The 15,759-nt window shown below is 68.3% G+C and carries 12 protein-coding genes, 1 tRNA gene and 3 pseudogenes; 9 read left to right on the top strand and 7 right to left on the bottom strand.

Annotation, left to right across the window (positions count from 1 at the left end):
- The first annotated feature begins 257 nt into the window (after window positions 1-257).
- Window positions 258-1,769 (top strand): ATPase domain-containing protein, encoded by a 1,512-nt coding sequence (locus HNR00_RS15450; RefSeq protein WP_183570859.1) that lies wholly within the window; start codon window positions 258-260, stop codon window positions 1,767-1,769.
- Between the two features lie 5 nt (window positions 1,770-1,774).
- Window positions 1,775-3,817 (top strand): PAS domain-containing hybrid sensor histidine kinase/response regulator family protein, encoded by a 2,043-nt coding sequence (locus HNR00_RS15455; protein ID WP_210306507.1) that lies wholly within the window; start codon window positions 1,775-1,777, stop codon window positions 3,815-3,817.
- Between the two features lie 10 nt (window positions 3,818-3,827).
- On the opposite strand, the gene HNR00_RS15460 is transcribed toward HNR00_RS15455, so the two are convergent.
- From HNR00_RS15460 to HNR00_RS15475, 4 genes are all read right to left on the bottom strand, one after another.
- Window positions 3,828-4,631: a Crp/Fnr family transcriptional regulator gene (locus HNR00_RS15460; protein WP_183570863.1), complete on the bottom strand. Its 804-nt coding sequence runs from the start codon at window positions 4,629-4,631 to the stop codon at window positions 3,828-3,830.
- A gap of 630 nt (window positions 4,632-5,261) precedes the next feature.
- Entirely contained in the window at window positions 5,262-5,597 is a 336-nt protein-coding gene (locus HNR00_RS15465) for a hypothetical protein (RefSeq protein WP_183570865.1), read from the bottom strand.
- A gap of 103 nt (window positions 5,598-5,700) precedes the next feature.
- Window positions 5,701-5,979 carry a hypothetical protein gene (locus HNR00_RS15470; RefSeq protein WP_183570867.1) on the bottom strand — a complete coding sequence of 93 codons (279 nt, stop codon included), beginning with the start codon at window positions 5,977-5,979 and terminating at the stop codon, window positions 5,701-5,703.
- A gap of 329 nt (window positions 5,980-6,308) precedes the next feature.
- Window positions 6,309-6,382: transfer RNA gene (locus tag HNR00_RS15475), tRNA-Gly, on the bottom strand.
- A 207-nt stretch (window positions 6,383-6,589) separates the two neighbouring features.
- Here HNR00_RS15475 and HNR00_RS15480 point away from each other — a divergent pair.
- From HNR00_RS15480 to HNR00_RS15490, 3 genes are all read left to right on the top strand, one after another.
- Window positions 6,590-7,660 carry an ABC transporter ATP-binding protein gene (locus HNR00_RS15480; RefSeq protein WP_183570891.1) on the top strand — a complete coding sequence of 357 codons (1,071 nt, stop codon included), beginning with the start codon at window positions 6,590-6,592 and terminating at the stop codon, window positions 7,658-7,660.
- A gap of 104 nt (window positions 7,661-7,764) precedes the next feature.
- The gene (locus HNR00_RS15485; RefSeq protein WP_183570869.1) at window positions 7,765-8,790 is read left to right on the top strand and encodes an extracellular solute-binding protein; all 1,026 of its coding nucleotides are present in this window, start codon (window positions 7,765-7,767) and stop codon (window positions 8,788-8,790) included.
- 14 nt (window positions 8,791-8,804) lie between these two features.
- Window positions 8,805-10,436 carry an ABC transporter permease gene (locus HNR00_RS15490; RefSeq protein WP_183570871.1) on the top strand — a complete coding sequence of 544 codons (1,632 nt, stop codon included), beginning with the start codon at window positions 8,805-8,807 and terminating at the stop codon, window positions 10,434-10,436.
- A gap of 462 nt (window positions 10,437-10,898) precedes the next feature.
- Here the strand turns inward: HNR00_RS15490 and HNR00_RS15495 are convergent, their stop codons facing one another.
- Window positions 10,899-11,168 carry a hypothetical protein gene (locus tag HNR00_RS15495; protein WP_183570874.1) on the bottom strand — a complete coding sequence of 90 codons (270 nt, stop codon included), beginning with the start codon at window positions 11,166-11,168 and terminating at the stop codon, window positions 10,899-10,901.
- Window positions 11,169-11,420: 252 nt separating this feature from the next.
- On the opposite strand from HNR00_RS15495, the pseudogene HNR00_RS25550 reads away from it, so the two are divergent.
- The 3 genes and pseudogenes from HNR00_RS25550 to HNR00_RS25555 all read left to right on the top strand — a co-directional run.
- A pseudogene (locus HNR00_RS25550) lies at window positions 11,421-11,630 on the top strand (IS66 family transposase); the annotation flags it as partial.
- Between the two features lie 310 nt (window positions 11,631-11,940).
- Window positions 11,941-13,728, top strand: a complete 1,788-nt coding sequence (locus HNR00_RS15505; RefSeq protein WP_183570878.1) for a calcium-binding protein — start codon at window positions 11,941-11,943, stop codon at window positions 13,726-13,728.
- A gap of 301 nt (window positions 13,729-14,029) precedes the next feature.
- Window positions 14,030-14,176: pseudogene (locus HNR00_RS25555) on the top strand (tyrosine-type recombinase/integrase); the annotation flags it as partial.
- A 130-nt stretch (window positions 14,177-14,306) separates the two neighbouring features.
- On the opposite strand, the pseudogene HNR00_RS25560 reads toward HNR00_RS25555, so the two are convergent.
- Window positions 14,307-14,465 (bottom strand): annotated as a pseudogene (locus HNR00_RS25560) (DUF3307 domain-containing protein); the annotation flags it as partial.
- On the bottom strand, window positions 14,465-15,100 hold the full coding sequence (locus HNR00_RS15515) for a lysozyme (protein ID WP_183570882.1): 636 nt from the start codon (window positions 15,098-15,100) through the stop codon (window positions 14,465-14,467). The pseudogene HNR00_RS25560 and the gene HNR00_RS15515, both read right to left, overlap by 1 nt.
- A gap of 106 nt (window positions 15,101-15,206) precedes the next feature.
- Between HNR00_RS15515 and HNR00_RS15520 the strand changes: the two genes are divergently transcribed.
- Window positions 15,207-15,759: class I SAM-dependent methyltransferase (locus HNR00_RS15520; RefSeq protein WP_246390673.1), on the top strand; the 553-nt coding region annotated here is incomplete at its 3' end.

The following is a 15,759-nucleotide window of genomic DNA, read 5'->3' on the forward strand; positions in this document are numbered from 1 at the left end:
GCTGAGCAATCGCCCCCATGCGAGCGGTTTGCTCAGGGGGGTGCCGAGCCAAAACGCCCCAGGGCTGCGGGGCTTCCCTATTCCGGAAGCCGGGATGTCGACTCCGCGGGTGCTGCGTAACGGAGCGCGCCCCCCGTTACGCGGCACGGCTTCGGGGATACTCACGATGCGGCGGCGCGAGCGCTGACAAGGGCTTGGCCGGGCGCTACCTTGCCGGCATGCCGGGGTCTGCCCCTAGCCACGGAGCCCTGACTGCCATGACCGATGCCTCGACGAGCTCACCGACCGCGTCGGAACCCCGGATCTCGACCGGCGTGCCTGGCCTCGACGACGTCCTCTGCGGCGGCCTGACGCCGAGCCGGCTCTACCTGTTGGAGGGTACGCCCGGGACGGGCAAGACGACGCTGGCCTTGCAGTTTCTGCGCGAGGGCGTCTCGCGCGGCGAGCGGGCGCTCTACGTCACTCTGTCGGAGACCACGGACGAGCTCCGCGCCGCAGCGGCGACCCATGGCTGGGCGCTCGACGGCATCGACGTCTACGAGTTGGTCGACGAGATGGGCCTCGACCCCGATAGCGAGCAATCGATCCTGCATCCCTCCGAGATCGAGCTCGGCGAGACGGTGAAGGATGTCATCGCGCGCGTCGCCGACCTGAAGCCCGACCGGGTGGTGTTCGACAGCCTGTCGGAGCTGCGCCTGCTGGCCCAGAACCCGCTGCGCTACCGGCGCCAGATCCTGGCGCTGAAGCGGTTCTTCGCCAAGCGCGCCTGCACCGTGCTGATGCTGGACGACAAGACCTCCGAGACGGGGGACGTCCAGCTTCATAGCATCGCGCACGGGGTGATCTCGCTCGACCAGATGCCCCGCGATTACGGACCCGAGCGCCGCCGCCTGCGCATCGTGAAGATGCGCGGCATCAAGTTCCGGGGCGGACATCACGATTTCCTGCTTGAGACCGGCGGCGTCAGCGTTTTCCCGCGCCTGATCGCCGCCGAGCACCACGCGAGCTTCGACCCGACGGGCAAGTCGACGGGCTCGGGCGAGCTCGACCTGCTGCTCGGCGGGGGTCTGGTGCCGGGGACCAACACCCTCCTTCTCGGGCCTTCCGGCATCGGCAAGACGACGACGGCCATCCGCTGCATGTTGGCCGCCCTGGAGCGCGGCGAGAGCGCCACCTACTACCTGTTCGACGAGGGGCTCGGGACGCTCCTGGCCCGGTCGGCCACCCTCGGCATGGACCTCGCCCCGCACATCGAGGCCGGGCGCCTCGTCATCACGCAACTCGACCCCGCGGAGGTCTCGCCGGGCGAGTTCGCCACGATGGTCCGGGAGGCGGTCGAGGAACGCGGCTCGGCATTCGTGATCATCGACAGCCTGAACGCCTACCTGCACGCGATGCCGGGCGAGGAGTTCCTGGTCCTGCAGATGCACGAGTTGCTGAGCTACCTGAACCAGCGGGGCGTCACCACGCTCCTGGTCCTCGGCCAGCACGGGGTCGTCGGCGAGGTCCGCACCGACGTCGACCTGAGCTATCTCAGCGACTGCATCCTGCTGTTCCGGTTCTTCGAGGCCAAGGGCGAGGTGCGCGCCGCGCTCTCGGTCGTGAAGAGCAGGGTCAACGCGCACGAGCGCAGCATCCGCGAACTGAAGTTCGGGCCGGGCGGGCTCCGGGTCGGCAAGGCACTCGGCGACTTCGAGGGCGTCCTGTCCGGCCTGCCGGCCTATCGCGGCAAGGTCGCGATGCTCGCGGGCCAGGGCGAGGACCGGTGACCGCGTTGCCCGCTTCCCACGAGGAACGCATCCTGGTCCTGGCGCCGCGCGGGCGCGACGCCGCGGTGACCGGGCAGGTGCTCGTCCAGGCCGGCGCGTGCGCCGAGGCGTGCCCGGACCTCACGTGCCTGCTGGACGGCCTCGCGGCGGGGGCGGGCGCCGCGCTCGTCACGGAGGAGGCGCTGGAGGGCGACCTCGCCGACCTGTTCGCCTGGCTCGATACCCAGCCGCCATGGTCCGACTTCCCGTTCATCGTGCTGGCCACCCGCCAGGCCGGGCGCCGATCCGAGCGCGCCGCGCGCCTGCTCGCCCGGCTCGGCAACGTCGTCCTGCTGGAGCGCCCGGTGAACGCCGAGACGCTCGCCAGCGCGGCGGCCTCGGCACTGAGGGCGCGGAGGCGCCAGTACCAGGCCCGCGGGCACCTGCTGGAGCGAGAGCGGGCGCAGGAGGATCTCCGCCTCGCCAACGAGGACCTGGAGCGGCGGGTGGCCGAGCGCACCCGCGAGGTCGAGGCGGCGCACGAGACCCTGGCCTTCGCGCTCGACGCCGCCGGGATGGCGTCGTGGGACCTCGATTACCGCACCGGCGCCTCGCGCCGCTCGCCCCGCTTCGACGCGGTGTTCGGATACGGGGCCGGGGGGCAGGCGTGGGACCGGGAAGCCCTTCTCGCCCACATCGTCGAGGAGGACCACGCGGCCGCCGAGCACGCCTTCGCGACGACCGTGGAAACCGGCACGCTCGACTTGGAATGCCGCATTCGGCGTACCGACGGACAGGTGCGTTGGATCGCCCTCAGGGGGCGGATCAAGTACGAGGCGGGCGCCGCCGTGCGCATCGCCGGCATCCTGATGGACCGCACCGACCAGCGGCTCACCGAGGAGGCGCTGCGCCAGGCCCAGAAGATGGAGGCCATCGGTCAGTTGACCGGCGGCGTGGCGCACGATTTCAACAACCTGCTCACCGTCATCGTCGGCGGCCTCGACATGATGTTGCGGCGGCCCGAGCAGGTCGACCGGGTCAAGCGTCTGGCCGAGGCGGCCATGGGCGCGGCCCGACGCGGCGAGCAGCTCACGCAGCAGCTCCTGGCCTTCTCGCGCCGGCAGATGCTGCGGCCGCAGACGCTCAACCCGAACCGCCTGTTGCTGGACTTCAAGCCGCTGGCCGAACGCGCAGCCGGCGCCGCCGTCGAGCTCGCCTTCGACCTCGATCCCGCGCTCGACCCGATCCGCATCGACCCAGCCCAGTTCGAGGCGGCGGTGCTGAACCTCGTCGTCAACGCTCGCGACGCGATGGAGGCGGCCGACGGCCACGCCCGCATCGCGGTGACGAGCCGCAACGTCCGTCTCGGGACGGGCGCGGTCGCCGACCGTGGCGTGCCGCCCGGGCCCTATGTCGCCGTCTCGGTGACCGATACCGGCTCAGGCATCCCGGCGGACAAGCTCCAGCGCGTGTTCGAGCCCTTCTTCACCACCAAGGAAGTCGGGAAGGGGACCGGGCTCGGGTTGAGCCAGGTGTACGGCTTCACGCGCAGCGCCGGGGGGTTCGCCCGCATCGATTCCGAGGTCGGCCAGGGCACGACGGTGAACCTGTTCTTCCCGCGCTCGACCGACCCCGCCGGCGAGGAGGTCGGCACGGGTCCGGCCGCGTCCATCCCGCTGCGGCGGGCCGGCGAGGGCGAGACGGTCCTGCTGGTCGAGGACGACGAGCAGGTACTCGCCATGGCGACCGAGAGCCTGGAGGAGTTGCGCTACAGGGTCGTCGTCGCCCGCAACGCCGCCGAGGCGCTGGGGCACCTCACGGGGGTCGAGCGCATCGACATCCTGTTCTCGGATGTTGTCATGCCGGGCGGCATGAACGGGTCGCAGCTCGCGGTCGAGGCGCAACGGCTTCGGCCCGGCATCAAGGTGCTGCTCACCTCGGGCTACGTCGCGAACCTCGACGAGGGGCAGGTGATCGGGCGCGGCGAGCTGGCAGTGCTCAACAAGCCCTACCGCCGCGACGAGCTCGCCCGCTCGCTGCGGCTTGTCCTCGGGGGCGGGGACCGCTGACGCCGGACGGCTAAGCCCCGTCCACGGGCAGGGCCGCCTCACGGAAAACAGAGGCGTCCGGAGGGGCGGTCTCGCGCAGCCCGGGTCTCAATCGCGGGTCGGTCCCCGCATGGCGGAGGTATCTCGGGTCAAACTCGGCCGCCGCCTCTAGGGCGGCTAGGTCCGGGATGGCGATGCGGCGGCCTTGGATCTCGATCAGCCCGCGCCGCCGCAGCGCCCGCAGAGAGCGGTTGACGTGGACGGACGTCATCCCGGTCGCGTCGGCGAGGTCGACCTGCGTGAGGAGGAGGTCGTACCCCACGTCGGAGGCCAGCCCCACGTGCCGGAGCCGCACTAGCATCTCGCACAGGATGTGGGCGAGGCGTCGCTCGCAGGAGCGCCGGCCGACATTCACGAGCCACTGCCGCGCCGTCGCGGCCTCGACCAGGGCGGCGAGGCGCATGGCCCGGGCGATGCCGGGGTGGTCGTCGAGCAGGTCCCCCACCGTCCGGGTCGGGATGTGCACCACGAGACAGGGGGACAGCGTGCCGATGGCGTGGTCCATCGCGTTGAGCAGGGAGACGTCTAAGTCGCAGAAGTCGCCAGGGATGAGGAAGGCGAGCACCTGCCGGTTTCCGTCCGGCAGGATCTTGTAGCGGCAAGCCATGCCTTCGAGAACGAGGAACACGCCCCGCGGCGTGTCGCCCTCGCGGATCAGGTCCGTCCTGGTGGGGACCGCGACAGGGTGAGCGGCGACCTGCGTCAGGTGGCGTCGGTCCTCATCCGACAACGGTGACAGGGCGGCGAGCTTCCTCAGCAACGGGTGGTCTAGCATCGGTTCAACGCCCCGCGGGAAGTGCGCCCCCTGGGGAAGCTAGAGCGGATGAGGGCCTTTGGCATCGGAAAGTGCGTCCCGCGGCGCCGCGACGGTGGCCGGCGTCGCCCCGGCCCCCGCCGGAGGCCGTCTCTCAATCTGTGTGGTCGGTCAACACGATTGGGCCGTCAGGTCCCCACGCACGTGGAGCGGTGGTCACGAGGCCGTTCAGGGCATGCGACCCGCACGGATGAACCGCCTGATGTCTTGCGGGGGGGTTACGCAAGGCCGGATGACGCTCACAAAGGAGGGACGTGGGCCCTCGACATAGGCAGATGGGCGGTCGCTAATGTGCCTCAACCTGCTGATGTCGTGACCGCCCTGGGGAGGTCCGCTTCTCCGCTCGAAGCAGACGCCTCATCCGGCCAGCTGTTAGGTCCGCAAGGGGTCAAAAGGGTAGATTGCGGGCACGCGGACGGAATATCCAAGAGGGGGTCGATTTCGTAGAAATCCTGCCCTCGCGTCGCGGTTCGCTCACGTGCTGCGCGAGACGGCCCCTGCGATGGAGAGGCCGCCCCGCGATGCCGCCGAGGTGGGCGCCCGCTACGCCCGGCGGGATGCCGAGCGCCGGGCGGGGAAGGCGAAGGCCTGTTAGGCGGCGGCGCGTCCGTCGCCCCACACCCGGTACATGGCCTCAGCCTCGGCCGCCTCGCGGCAGGAGACGCGGAGGACACGAAGCTGCGCCGCCTCCTTGCCGCCGGCAATGGCCTCAAGGCGCTTCTCGCCCTTCAGCAGGCCCCGCGTGACGGTCGGCCCCTCCTTCCAGTAGCCGAAGGCGAGGTCGGCTCCCTTGAAGGCCCCCTCCATCCAATCGGAGTGGTTCACGCCGCTGGCGAGACACTGCTCCTGGATGCGACGGGCCTCTTCGAGCTCGGCGCGAAGGGTGGTGACGTCGATGTCGTTCTGGTCGGTGATGCGCATTGCCATTGTCGTGCTCCCTGGTCTTCGATGATGCCAAGATGCAGGGGCGCGGGTCGCATTTATCTGAATCGAATTCTTAAAATTCGACGCGATGCTGAAAAAACAGCGTTCACCATTTGGAAAGCTTAACGTCCTCGAATCGCCCGCACCGCCGCGTCGTAGGCCGGGCGACGAGAAGCTCGCGGCGGAACGCCAGGCAGACGTCGGCGACCGCGGCCTCCCCCGTGTCGCGCGTCGCCGGCGCCGGTCCCTCGATGCGGACGTGGTGGCGGCAGGCCGCGCACCGGCCGGCGGGGTCCTCGCGGCGGAATCCCCGCACGTCGTCGGGGACGGCATGCGGCCGCGTCCCGGAGAGCGAGGTCAGAGACAGGTAGGCGTTGGCGGGCATGGCGGCCTCCGGAGGGGGGGACCGCATATCCTTCGCGCGAGGGTGCCAGAGTTCGACACATAAGCGACGAGGGGCTCGCGAACGTCCCCGGGCGCCGCCGCGGCGCTCCCGCCATTGAGGTGCCCGGCCGGACTAGGCGGCTGCCTGGAACCCTGACGCTGGCGGTCGACGGTCGATCCTCGCCCTCGAATCGGCGCACCGCAAGAAGGCGCGGTTTCACCCCCGAAACTGGTATCAGGCTGGTATCACTCGAATGGGGCAGCCCCAGGCAAGGAAAAGGCCGGAGAGCTAAACCGCTGTGCGGGTAGAGCTTTCCGGCCTTGAAACGGTGGAGCGGGTGAAGGGAATCGAACCCTCGTATTCAGCTTGGAAGGCTGCTGCTCTACCATTGAGCTACACCCGCACGAGGGGCCGGATATCACGGGGCGCGGGCTTTGAGAAGGTCGGCGGCGTCGCCTGATCCGCGTCCGTCGCGTGCCTCGGGATGACGAGGGCGGGGCGGCGCGTTCTTCGTGGAAGCGTCGCTCAAGAGCGTCGGGTCCGTCACGGAATGTTCGTAAGGGTCCGCGAAGGGCCGAGCAGAGGACGGAATCGAGTGTCCAGTCGCAGCATGGCCGAGGAGAGCGACCCTCACGCGCCTCCTCGGCTCGCCGTCGATGCGGTGAGCCGGCGCTACGGGCCGGCCCTCGCCCTCGACCGGGTGTCGCTGGCGCTGGGCGCGGGCGAGATCCTGGCCGTGCTCGGCGATTCCGGCTGCGGCAAGAGCACCTTGCTGCGCCTCGTCAGCGGGCTCGACGAGCCGGATGCGGGCGAGATCCGGGTCGACGGCCGCCTCGTCGCCGGGCGCGGGCGGTCGGTGCCGCCGGAGGCGCGCGGCATCGGGCTGATGTTCCAGGACTACGCCCTGTTCCCGCACCTCACGGTGCTGGCCAATGTCCGCTTCGGCCTCAAGCGCCTCGGCCGCGACGCGTCGCGTCGGGTCGCCCTGGAACGGCTCGGGGAGGTCGGCCTCGCCGAGCGGGCCGAGAGCTACCCGGCCACCCTGTCCGGCGGCGAGGCGCAGCGGGTGGCGCTGGCCCGGGCATTGGCGCCGCGCCCGCGGGTGCTGCTCCTCGACGAGCCGTTCTCGAATCTCGATGCCGGCACCCGCGAGCGGGTCCGGGCCGACACCGTCCGGGTCCTGCGGCAGGCCGGCGCCAGCGCGATCCTCGTGACCCACGACGCGGCGGAGGCGGTCGAGGTCGCCGACCGTATCGCCCTGATGCGGGCGGGCCGCCTGATCCAATGCGGCACGGCCGAGGCTCTCTACCGCGCACCGGCGAGCCCGGCCGCGGCCCGGGCGCTGGGCGAGGTGATCGAGATCCCCGGTCTGGCCGCCGAGGGCCTCGTCGAGACGCCGCTCGGCTCCCTCCCTCGACCGGCCGCGATTGCGGACGGCGCCGTGCGGGTCTGCCTGCGGCCGGAAGCGATCCGGGTCGGCCCGGCCGGCGAGGGCCGGCCCTCCCGCGTGCTGCGCCGCGCCTTCGCCGGACCGGCCCTGCGTCTCGATCTCGCGGTGGACGGCCTCGACGCGCCGCTGCGGCTGAACCTGCCGCCCGACACCCCCGCCGCAGACCTCGTCGGCGTCGGCCTCGTCGCCGAGCGGGTGCTCGTCTTCGCCGACCGGTCGGAGGCGGACTGAAGCAGAAAATATAGTTGGAATAATTATAAACAAGAACCGCCTTGCCGGAGGCTCCTGTCCTGTATAACACCCGGATCGCATCGACGATCCGGGGGAGTTTTATCGTGTCGCGCCTGCTCAGGACTGGACGACTCGTGTGTTTCGGCTGGGTGCTGACGCTCGGCGGTGTCGCGCAGGCGGCGGAGGTCAACCTCTACACCACCCGCGAGCCCGGCCTGATCCGGCCGCTGCTCGACGCCTACACTGCCAGGAGCGGCGTGAAGGTCAACACGGTGTTCGTCGAGAAGGGGCTGGCCGAGCGTGTCGCCGCCGAGGGGGCCCGCTCGCAGGCCGACCTCGTCATGACGGTCGATATCGGCAATCTGATCGAGCTGGTCGACCGCGACCTCGCCCAGCCGGTGCGCTCCGCCGCGCTCGAGGCGGCGGTGCCGGCGCCGTTGCGCGATTCGGAAGGCCGCTGGTTCGGCCTCTCCATGCGGGCCCGCGTGCTCTACGCCGACAGGGGCCTCTCCGACCTCTCCGCCGCCACCTACGAGGAGCTGGCCGATCCGAAATGGAAGGGCAAGGTCTGCCTCCGCTCCGGGCAGCACCCCTACAACACTGCGCTGATTTCGGCCTTCCTCGTCCGCCACGGGGCGGAGAAGACGGAGGCCTGGCTCAAGGGGGTGAAGGCCAACCTCGCCCGCAAGGCTGCGGGCGGCGACCGGGACGTGGCCCGCGACATCGCCGCCGACCTCTGCGAGGTCGGGCTCGCCAATTCCTATTATGTCGGCTTGATGCGCTCGGGCCGCGGCGGCCCGGATCAGCAGAAATGGGGCGAGGCGATCAAGGTCGTGCTGCCGACCTTCGAGGGCGGGGGCACGCACGTCAACGTCTCGGGCGCCATCGTCGCCAGGAACGCGCCGAACCGCGACGAGGCGGTCAAGCTCCTTGAATACCTCGTCTCCGACGAGGCGCAGGCGCTCTACGCCAGGACCGATTACGAGTATCCGGTGAAGCCGGGTGCCGCGGTCGATCCGCTGCTCTCCGCCTTCGGGACGCTCGCCATCGACACGACGCCGCTCGTCGAGATCGCCCGCAACCGCAAGGCCGCGAGCCTGCTCGTCGACAAGGTCGGCTTCGACAACTGACGCTCGGTCCCATCATGCCGGTGACGCGCGGGCTCGCCTGGGCGGCGACCCTCGCGCTCGGCGCCCTGCTCGCGGCGCCCGTCGTCTCGCTGGCGTTCACGGCGGCCGAGGGGACGGGCGAGCTGTGGCCGCATCTCGCCGCCTACGTCCTGCCGCAGGCGATCCGCGACACCGCCCTGCTGCTCGCGGGCGTCGGCCTCCTCGTGATCGGGCTCGGCACCGGGACGGCGTGGCTGGTCTCGGCCTTCGACTTTCCCGGCCGGCGCCTCCTCGACGCCGCGCTGCTTCTGCCGCTCGCGGTGCCGACCTACGTGGTCGCCTTCGCCTATCTCGACCTGATGCATCCGCTCGGGCCGGTCCAGAGCGGGCTGCGGGGGATGCTGGGGCTCGCGGGCCCGCGCGACCTCGTCCTGCCCGAGCTGCGCTCCCTGCCCGGCTGCATCCTCCTGCTCGGCTTCGTCCTCTATCCCTACGTCTACCTGCCGACGCGGGCGCTGTTCCTGATGCGGGCCGGCGGCCTGCTCGAGGCCGCGCGGATGCTCGGCGCCGGGCCCGGCCGGACCTTCTTCCGCGTGGCGCTCCCCTTGGCACGGCCCGCGGTGGCGCTCGGCACTGGTCTCGCCCTGATGGAGGCGCTCAACGATGTCGGCGCCGCGGAATTCTTGGGCGTTCGCACCCTCACGGTCCAGGTCTACGCCACCTGGGTGAACCGCTCCGACCTGCCCGGCGCGGCGCAGATCGCGCTGGTGATGCTGGCCTGCGTCCTGCTCCTCGTCGGGCTGGAACGCCTCGCCCGCGGCGGGCGGGGCTTTGCCGGTACGGGGCAGCGCGAGCGCCCGAGCGCGCGGCGGCGTCTCGGCGGTGGGCGGGCCGCTGCCGCCCTGACGCTCGGAGGGGTGCCGGTGATCCTCGGCTTCGGCCTGCCCGCGGGCTATCTCGCGCTCTCGGCGTGGCGGCGCGTCCAGGGCGCGGGGCTGCCGGACACGCTGCTGGCCGAGGCCGTGAACACGATCCTCTACGCAGGCGCGGCGACGGTGCTGACGGTGGCGCTGGGGCTGCTGATCGCGGCGGCGCCCGGCCTGCTCGGGCGGCGACAAGGCGCCGCGCTCATCCGGATGGCGGCGCTCGGCTACGCCATGCCCGGCACGGTGCTGGCGGTGGGGCTGCTCGCGCCGCTGGCGCTCGTCGATTCCGGGATGACGGCGCTGACCGGAGCCTCGCTGGCCCTCGTCGGCCTCGGTACGGGCGGTGCCCTGGTGATGGGCTACGGGATGCGCTTCCTCACTGTGTCGGTGGGGGCGACGGAGGCCGGGCTCGCGCGCATTCCGCGCACGGTTCCCGACGCGGCGCGGGTGCTCGGGCGGGGGCGGCTCTCGACCCTGCTGACGGTTCAGGTGCCGCTGGCGTGGCCCGCCATCCTGAGCGGGGCGCTGCTGGCCTTCGTGGACATCGCCAAGGAATTGCCGCTGACGCTGCTGTTGCGGCCGCTCAACGTGGAGACGCTGAGCACGCATCTCTACGGGGAGGCGGCGCGCGGCACCTACGAGGACGGTGCCGCCGCCGCACTCCTGATCGTGGGAATCGGGTTGATCCCGGTCATTCTCCTGCTGCGCCTCGACCGCGACGCGGTTCTGCGCAGGGGATGACCGGTCGCTCACGAAGCGTCGGAAAGCCCGGTGAGCGAGATCTCGATGAGGTGGGCTGGGACGGCGCCCCGGTCAGAGGCCCATCAGCACGCTGACCGAGCCGACGGCCGTCACGATGAGGCCACAGGCGAACACGGCGATCATGGCGTAGGAAACGGGCTTCAGCTGCATCGTCGATCGACTCCTAAAGAAACACGAGGGGGGTTGAGGGTTCGATAGCGTCCGCAGGTCGCGAGGCGCCTGAGCCGGACGGCTACAGGCACCGCAGGCACAATGCGGGCCGTGGCATGGTCCGATCCATCACGACCACGTGATCAAGGGTCGAACCGGATATTGGGGTGATTTTTGCAAGATGTGCATGATGCATCTTGCAGGTCTCGACCGTCGAGATGCCGATCGAGACCAGGATTTTGCAGTATCGTTCCAGGCCGGCCGCCCGCCCCTGTGGACGGGCCGTTCGGGTCAGCAGCGGGTGCCGCCCGAGGTCTGGCCGTACTGCTTGACCGGGAAGTTCTGCTGGTTGGCATTGCCCTCGGCGGCCGAACTCACCGGGCAACGGGTGAATTTCCGGTCATCGTGAACACCGAGCGACCCCATCACCTCCGGAGCGTAGGTCGTGACGGGCACGTTCCGCTCCATCGGGGGAAGCGCGCTGAAGGCCAAGGCGGAAGAGACCGGAGCGGTGGCGCCGAGCATGACGGCGGCAACGACGGCGGCGACTCGCGTCTTCATGTGGTGTTCATACTCCTTTTGCAGCCCAGCCCAGGATTTGGGTCTGTTTCTCTCTGCTGATGACGAATATAGGCATGGTCTTTCATTTCGGATGTGCCCTCACGCACGACGCCGGCCGGATTAAATGCCGGACTCGACTTCGGCACAATGTTGCATTCCGGTGATTCCTCACGCCCGTGATGCGGGTTTCAGGCGTCGACGGTGTTGAGGTTGGCGGCGAAGGCGGTGGCGCCAGAGAGGCGCGCACTGGAGATCCCGGACCGCTTAACGGCGCAGCCGGGACATGGCGTCCACCATCCGATCTGCCCGGCACATCTGGCCCGCGATCTCGCCCACGCCGTCAAGGGCAGCACCGACCCCGTGCCGCTGCGCCTGCAGATCCTAGTGGAGGCGGTGTTGGCGCTGGCCGAGCGCGCTACCGATCTGGCGGCCGTGACGCTCATGGCCGTCACCCGTGTCATCTTCATCGCCGGGAATGGCGCGGGACGGGGTGCCAGTGAGGAGCGTTTGATTTTTGTTCAGACTGTGTTGCCTGCGTCAATTAGAAAATGAAATCGAACCTGATCTCGTCCATACTACAAAAGATATTCAATCTGAAATTATACATGTATTTGTAGATTTTTAACATAATGATCAAATGAAATTGCAGATTGACTTGGATTAGTAATTTTTTATAGGATTGTTGGCCCAACAATTTACTATTTTATGCCTTGACTTTGTACTCGCCCTTCGTATTATTTGTAAATCAACATTGCAAGCCATGGGGTGTCAGGTGGAATATAAAGAACTCTCGATAGACATTTCGTATGTTGATAATAACGGAAGCTTTGTTACAGAGAAGAATCGTATTGTTTATCACTATGAAGAAAACTATTATCCCGAGTCGCCCGTGGAAATATATGAATATTGGGCGGACGAAGGTATCGAATTCGGAGGCAGAAACCTCCATGTTGATGCCCAAACAGAAACTTCGGTAAATTTAAGAGCGCGTGATTTTGACGACAGAAAAGATTATTTTTATAGCATTAACTATAATTCCGGCACGATCATTTATAAATTTGTAGACATAGATTCACCTTACGCAAGCAACGAAACAAAATGGAGCATAGTAGCTACCAAAGAGGTGGGCGACTACCAGGACAACATGCTGTCCGGCACGATTCGTGGCGACATCCTTGAAGGCCAAACCGGTAACGACACCTATTTTGTAAACAATATTGCAGACAGGATCGTTGAGAGAGTAGGCGAGGGAAAAGACACGGTGTTTGCCGATGTCGATTTTACGCTCGAGGCAGGGCAGTCGGTAGAGAACTTGATTATTTCCTACGGCGGATCGGCCATAAATCTTACGGGAAATGAACTTGCTAACACGTTGGACGACAACAACGATTTGAGCGTTCACAACAATCGCCTCGACGGGGGAGCGGGCAATGACACCCTGATCAGCTCGGGCGGGCGCGACGTGCTGATCGGCGGTCCGGGCAGCGACAGCGCGATCATCGACCGCTCCGGCGCCACCGCGGCCCTGCGCTTCGTCATGCAGAGCGTCGGCGGCACCACCACGCTGGTCGGCGACGGCACCACCACCACCAGCATCGGCAACATCACGCTGACCGGCGGCTCCGGCGCCGACACTTTCACCACGCTGGACGGCATCGACACGCTGAACGGCGGGGCCGGCGCCGATACCCTCAACGGCGGCACCGGCGCCGACCGGCTGACGGGCGGGACCGGCAACGACGCCTTCGTCGTCGACAATGCCGGGGACCTCGTGTTCGAGGCCTCGGGCGGGGGCGTCGACCGGGTGTTCGCCTCGACGAGCTACACGCTCCAGACCGGGCAGGAGATCGAGGGGCTGCAACTGCTCGCCGCGACCGGATCGGCCAACCTGAACCTGACCGGCAACGCGATCAGCCAGTCGCTGGTGGGCAACAACGGCGCCAACGTCATCAACGGCGGTATCGGCCGCGACGCGATGACCGGGCGGGGCGGCGACGACACCTACATCGTCGACAATCTCGGCGACCGGGTTACCGAGGCGGCGGGTGGTGGGCGCGACACGGTGCTGGCGACGGCGAGCTACGCGCTCGGGGAGGGCCAGGAGATCGAGGCGCTGCAGCTGCTCGCCTCGACCGGCTCGGCGCGGTTCAACCTCTCCGGCAACGCGTTCGGGCAGTCGCTGGTCGGCAACAACGGCGCGAACGTCCTCGACGGCAAGGATGGCGCCGACCTGCTGAGCGGCCGGGGTGGCGCGGACAGCTTCCAGTTCTCGACCGCCCTGGGCACGGGCAACGTCGACCGGATCGTCGACTTCGCGGCCGAGGACACGGTGCGGCTGTCGAAAAGTGTCTTCTCCGCGCTGGCGACGGGGCAGATCGCCGAGAGCGCGTTCAAGAACATCAGCATGGGCAGCGCCGATGCCAACGACCGCATCCTCTACAAGCAGTCGACGGGCGAGCTGTTCTACGACGCGGACGGCTCGGGCAGCGGAGCGGCGGTGAAATTCGCCGTGCTCGACAACAAGGCCGCGCTGACGCACGACGACTTCTTCGTCGTCTGAGCCGAGAAGCGGGGATTCGCCCAGCAAATAGGTCGGGATGGCTGGCCGCGACCCCGCTCTCCTTGAGCCGCACCGCCTCGATCCGCCCCCGCTTGCCGCCGTTCGGTGCCGAGAAGGGCGCGCAGTCAAAGGCCTGCTTGAATCGGGCCACGACCTGGGCCTGAAGGAGCTGCTCGGGTTGGGCGCGGGTCACGGCACCCTGCCGATCGGTCGCTCGGCGTCCGCGATCGCTTCAATCATTCCTTGAGCGTCATGGCCACCTCAGGGCAAGACGCGCACGCAGGTCTACGTGCCGGGGACGATGGCGCTGCGCGCCGCCTTGGATGCGGCGCCGCGGCGGTCGCGCACGATCCTGACCCTGGCGTCAGGCCGGCCCTGGCTGAAGCGCTACTTCCACACGACGTGCACGGAGACGTCGAAGGCGGCCGGGATCGCCGCCGATCTCCACTTCCACGACCTACGCGGCACGGCGGTGACGATGCTCGCGGAGGCCGGCTGGCCCACACGACGAAGCGCGCGAGGCGCCAGCGGTCGATCACGAAATGCGTTCCGCCGATCAGGGCGAGGGCGAGCACACCGGACCATCCCCCGGGTCCGAGGAACAGGAACGGCAGGCTGTAGGTGGTCGCGTGCGCGAAGGCGGCGAGGTTGTCCTGCCCCTTGCGGGTCGCCACCCAGTGGCTTTGCAGGAGGTAGTCGCCGACGAGGTGAGCGACGAGTTGGTCGGCGGTGAACATCACGTACCGCCCTTCGTCTCGGCGTGCGGCTCGACCGCGGGCGTGATGCGGAACAGCCCGGCGAGCCAGGGCCACCAGCCGGTCGAGGGCGGCACGACCACCGGTTCGATCACGGGCGTGGGCTTGGTCTTGTCGAGCACGACCGCCACGGGTGCGGCGACGGTGACCGACTTTGCGCTGCGCACCTGACTCGGCAGAGCCTCGGCATAGGGCGTGCGGAACTGGTCATACTCGGCCCGGCGCCGCGGGATGATGACGGCCGGGCGGTTCCACAGCAGGATAGCCTCGGCCGCCGCTGCCCGGTCGCCGGCCCGCAGCTTGCGCAGCACGGTCGAGCGCAGGAAGGCCGGCTGGCCGATGTTGAAGCAGAGTGAGACCAGGGCGTCGAAGGCGTGCTGCGGCAGGTCCGCCGGCACGGCGTCGCGTACCGTCTTCACAAACTTCTGCACGTCGCGGGCGAAGATCGCATCGCACTCGGCCGCGGTGATGCGCAGGCCCGCGCGCGGCGTCGGGGGGCCCGCGGCGGCGGTATGGCCGACGCCGATGGTCCAGATGCCGACGCTGTCCTTGTAGGCTTCGAGCCGCCGTCCCTCGCGCGCGATGAGAGCGGCCTCGCCGACGGGGCTGAGGTCCATGATGGTTCTCCGGTGGTGGTGGGGTTGGCAGGGTCGGACTAGGCTTAGGCCGAGCCGGCGGGCTTTAACGGCACCGCATCGACCCTTCGGAAGGGCGGTGGGGTCAATGAGCCAGGGGGACGTGATGGACGGAGAAGCAGAAAAGGACCGACTCATCGCCCCGTTGACGGGCGACGGTTACACGGTCGTGTTGAGGAATCTGCACAAGTTACTAAGACCGAAAACCTACTTGGAGGTAGGGGTGCGCTCGGGCCGATCGCTGGAATTGGCGGAGTGCGATACGATCGCTGTCGATCCTACGTTCACCCTGCGCGAGAAGTTCTTCGGCAAGAAGCCCTCTTGCCTGCTGTATCAGATCGGCAGCGATCAGTTCTTCCGCGAACAGGACCCAGTCTCGCTTTTCGGGCGCCCGGTTGATCTCGCTTTCCTCGACGGCATGCATCTTGTCGAGTTCCTGCTGCGCGACTTCATGAACACCGAACAGCACTGCTCGCGGAACTCCGTGATCGCGATGCACGATTGCGTCCCTGCCGACTTCGCGATGACCCGGCGCGTCGAGATCGCCCCGAAGGACGCGCAGAGTAAGAACGAGCCGACGTGGTGGCTCGGCGATGTCTGGAAAATCGTGCCGCTCCTGAGGAAGCATCGGCCAGACCTGA

The organism is Methylorubrum rhodinum, assembly GCF_014199935.1.
GTDB lineage: Bacteria > Pseudomonadota > Alphaproteobacteria > Rhizobiales > Beijerinckiaceae > Methylobacterium > Methylobacterium rhodinum.

Bases quoted from the DNA above. Each gene is read 5' to 3' on its own strand.
- HNR00_RS15460 (WP_183570863.1), bottom strand. From the start codon at position 4,631: ATGCTAGACCACCCGTTGCTGAGGAAGCTCGCCGCCCTGTCACCGTTG.
- HNR00_RS15495 (WP_183570874.1), bottom strand. From the start codon at position 11,168: ATGAAGACGCGAGTCGCCGCCGTCGTTGCCGCCGTCATGCTCGGCGCC.
- HNR00_RS15490 (WP_183570871.1), top strand. From the start codon at position 8,805: ATGCCGGTGACGCGCGGGCTCGCCTGGGCGGCGACCCTCGCGCTCGGC.
- HNR00_RS15450 (WP_183570859.1), top strand. From the start codon at position 258: ATGACCGATGCCTCGACGAGCTCACCGACCGCGTCGGAACCCCGGATC.
- HNR00_RS15480 (WP_183570891.1), top strand. From the start codon at position 6,590: ATGGCCGAGGAGAGCGACCCTCACGCGCCTCCTCGGCTCGCCGTCGAT.
- HNR00_RS15515 (WP_183570882.1), bottom strand. From the start codon at position 15,100: ATGGACCTCAGCCCCGTCGGCGAGGCCGCTCTCATCGCGCGCGAGGGA.
- HNR00_RS15465 (WP_183570865.1), bottom strand. From the start codon at position 5,597: ATGGCAATGCGCATCACCGACCAGAACGACATCGACGTCACCACCCTT.
- HNR00_RS15470 (WP_183570867.1), bottom strand. From the start codon at position 5,979: ATGCCCGCCAACGCCTACCTGTCTCTGACCTCGCTCTCCGGGACGCGG.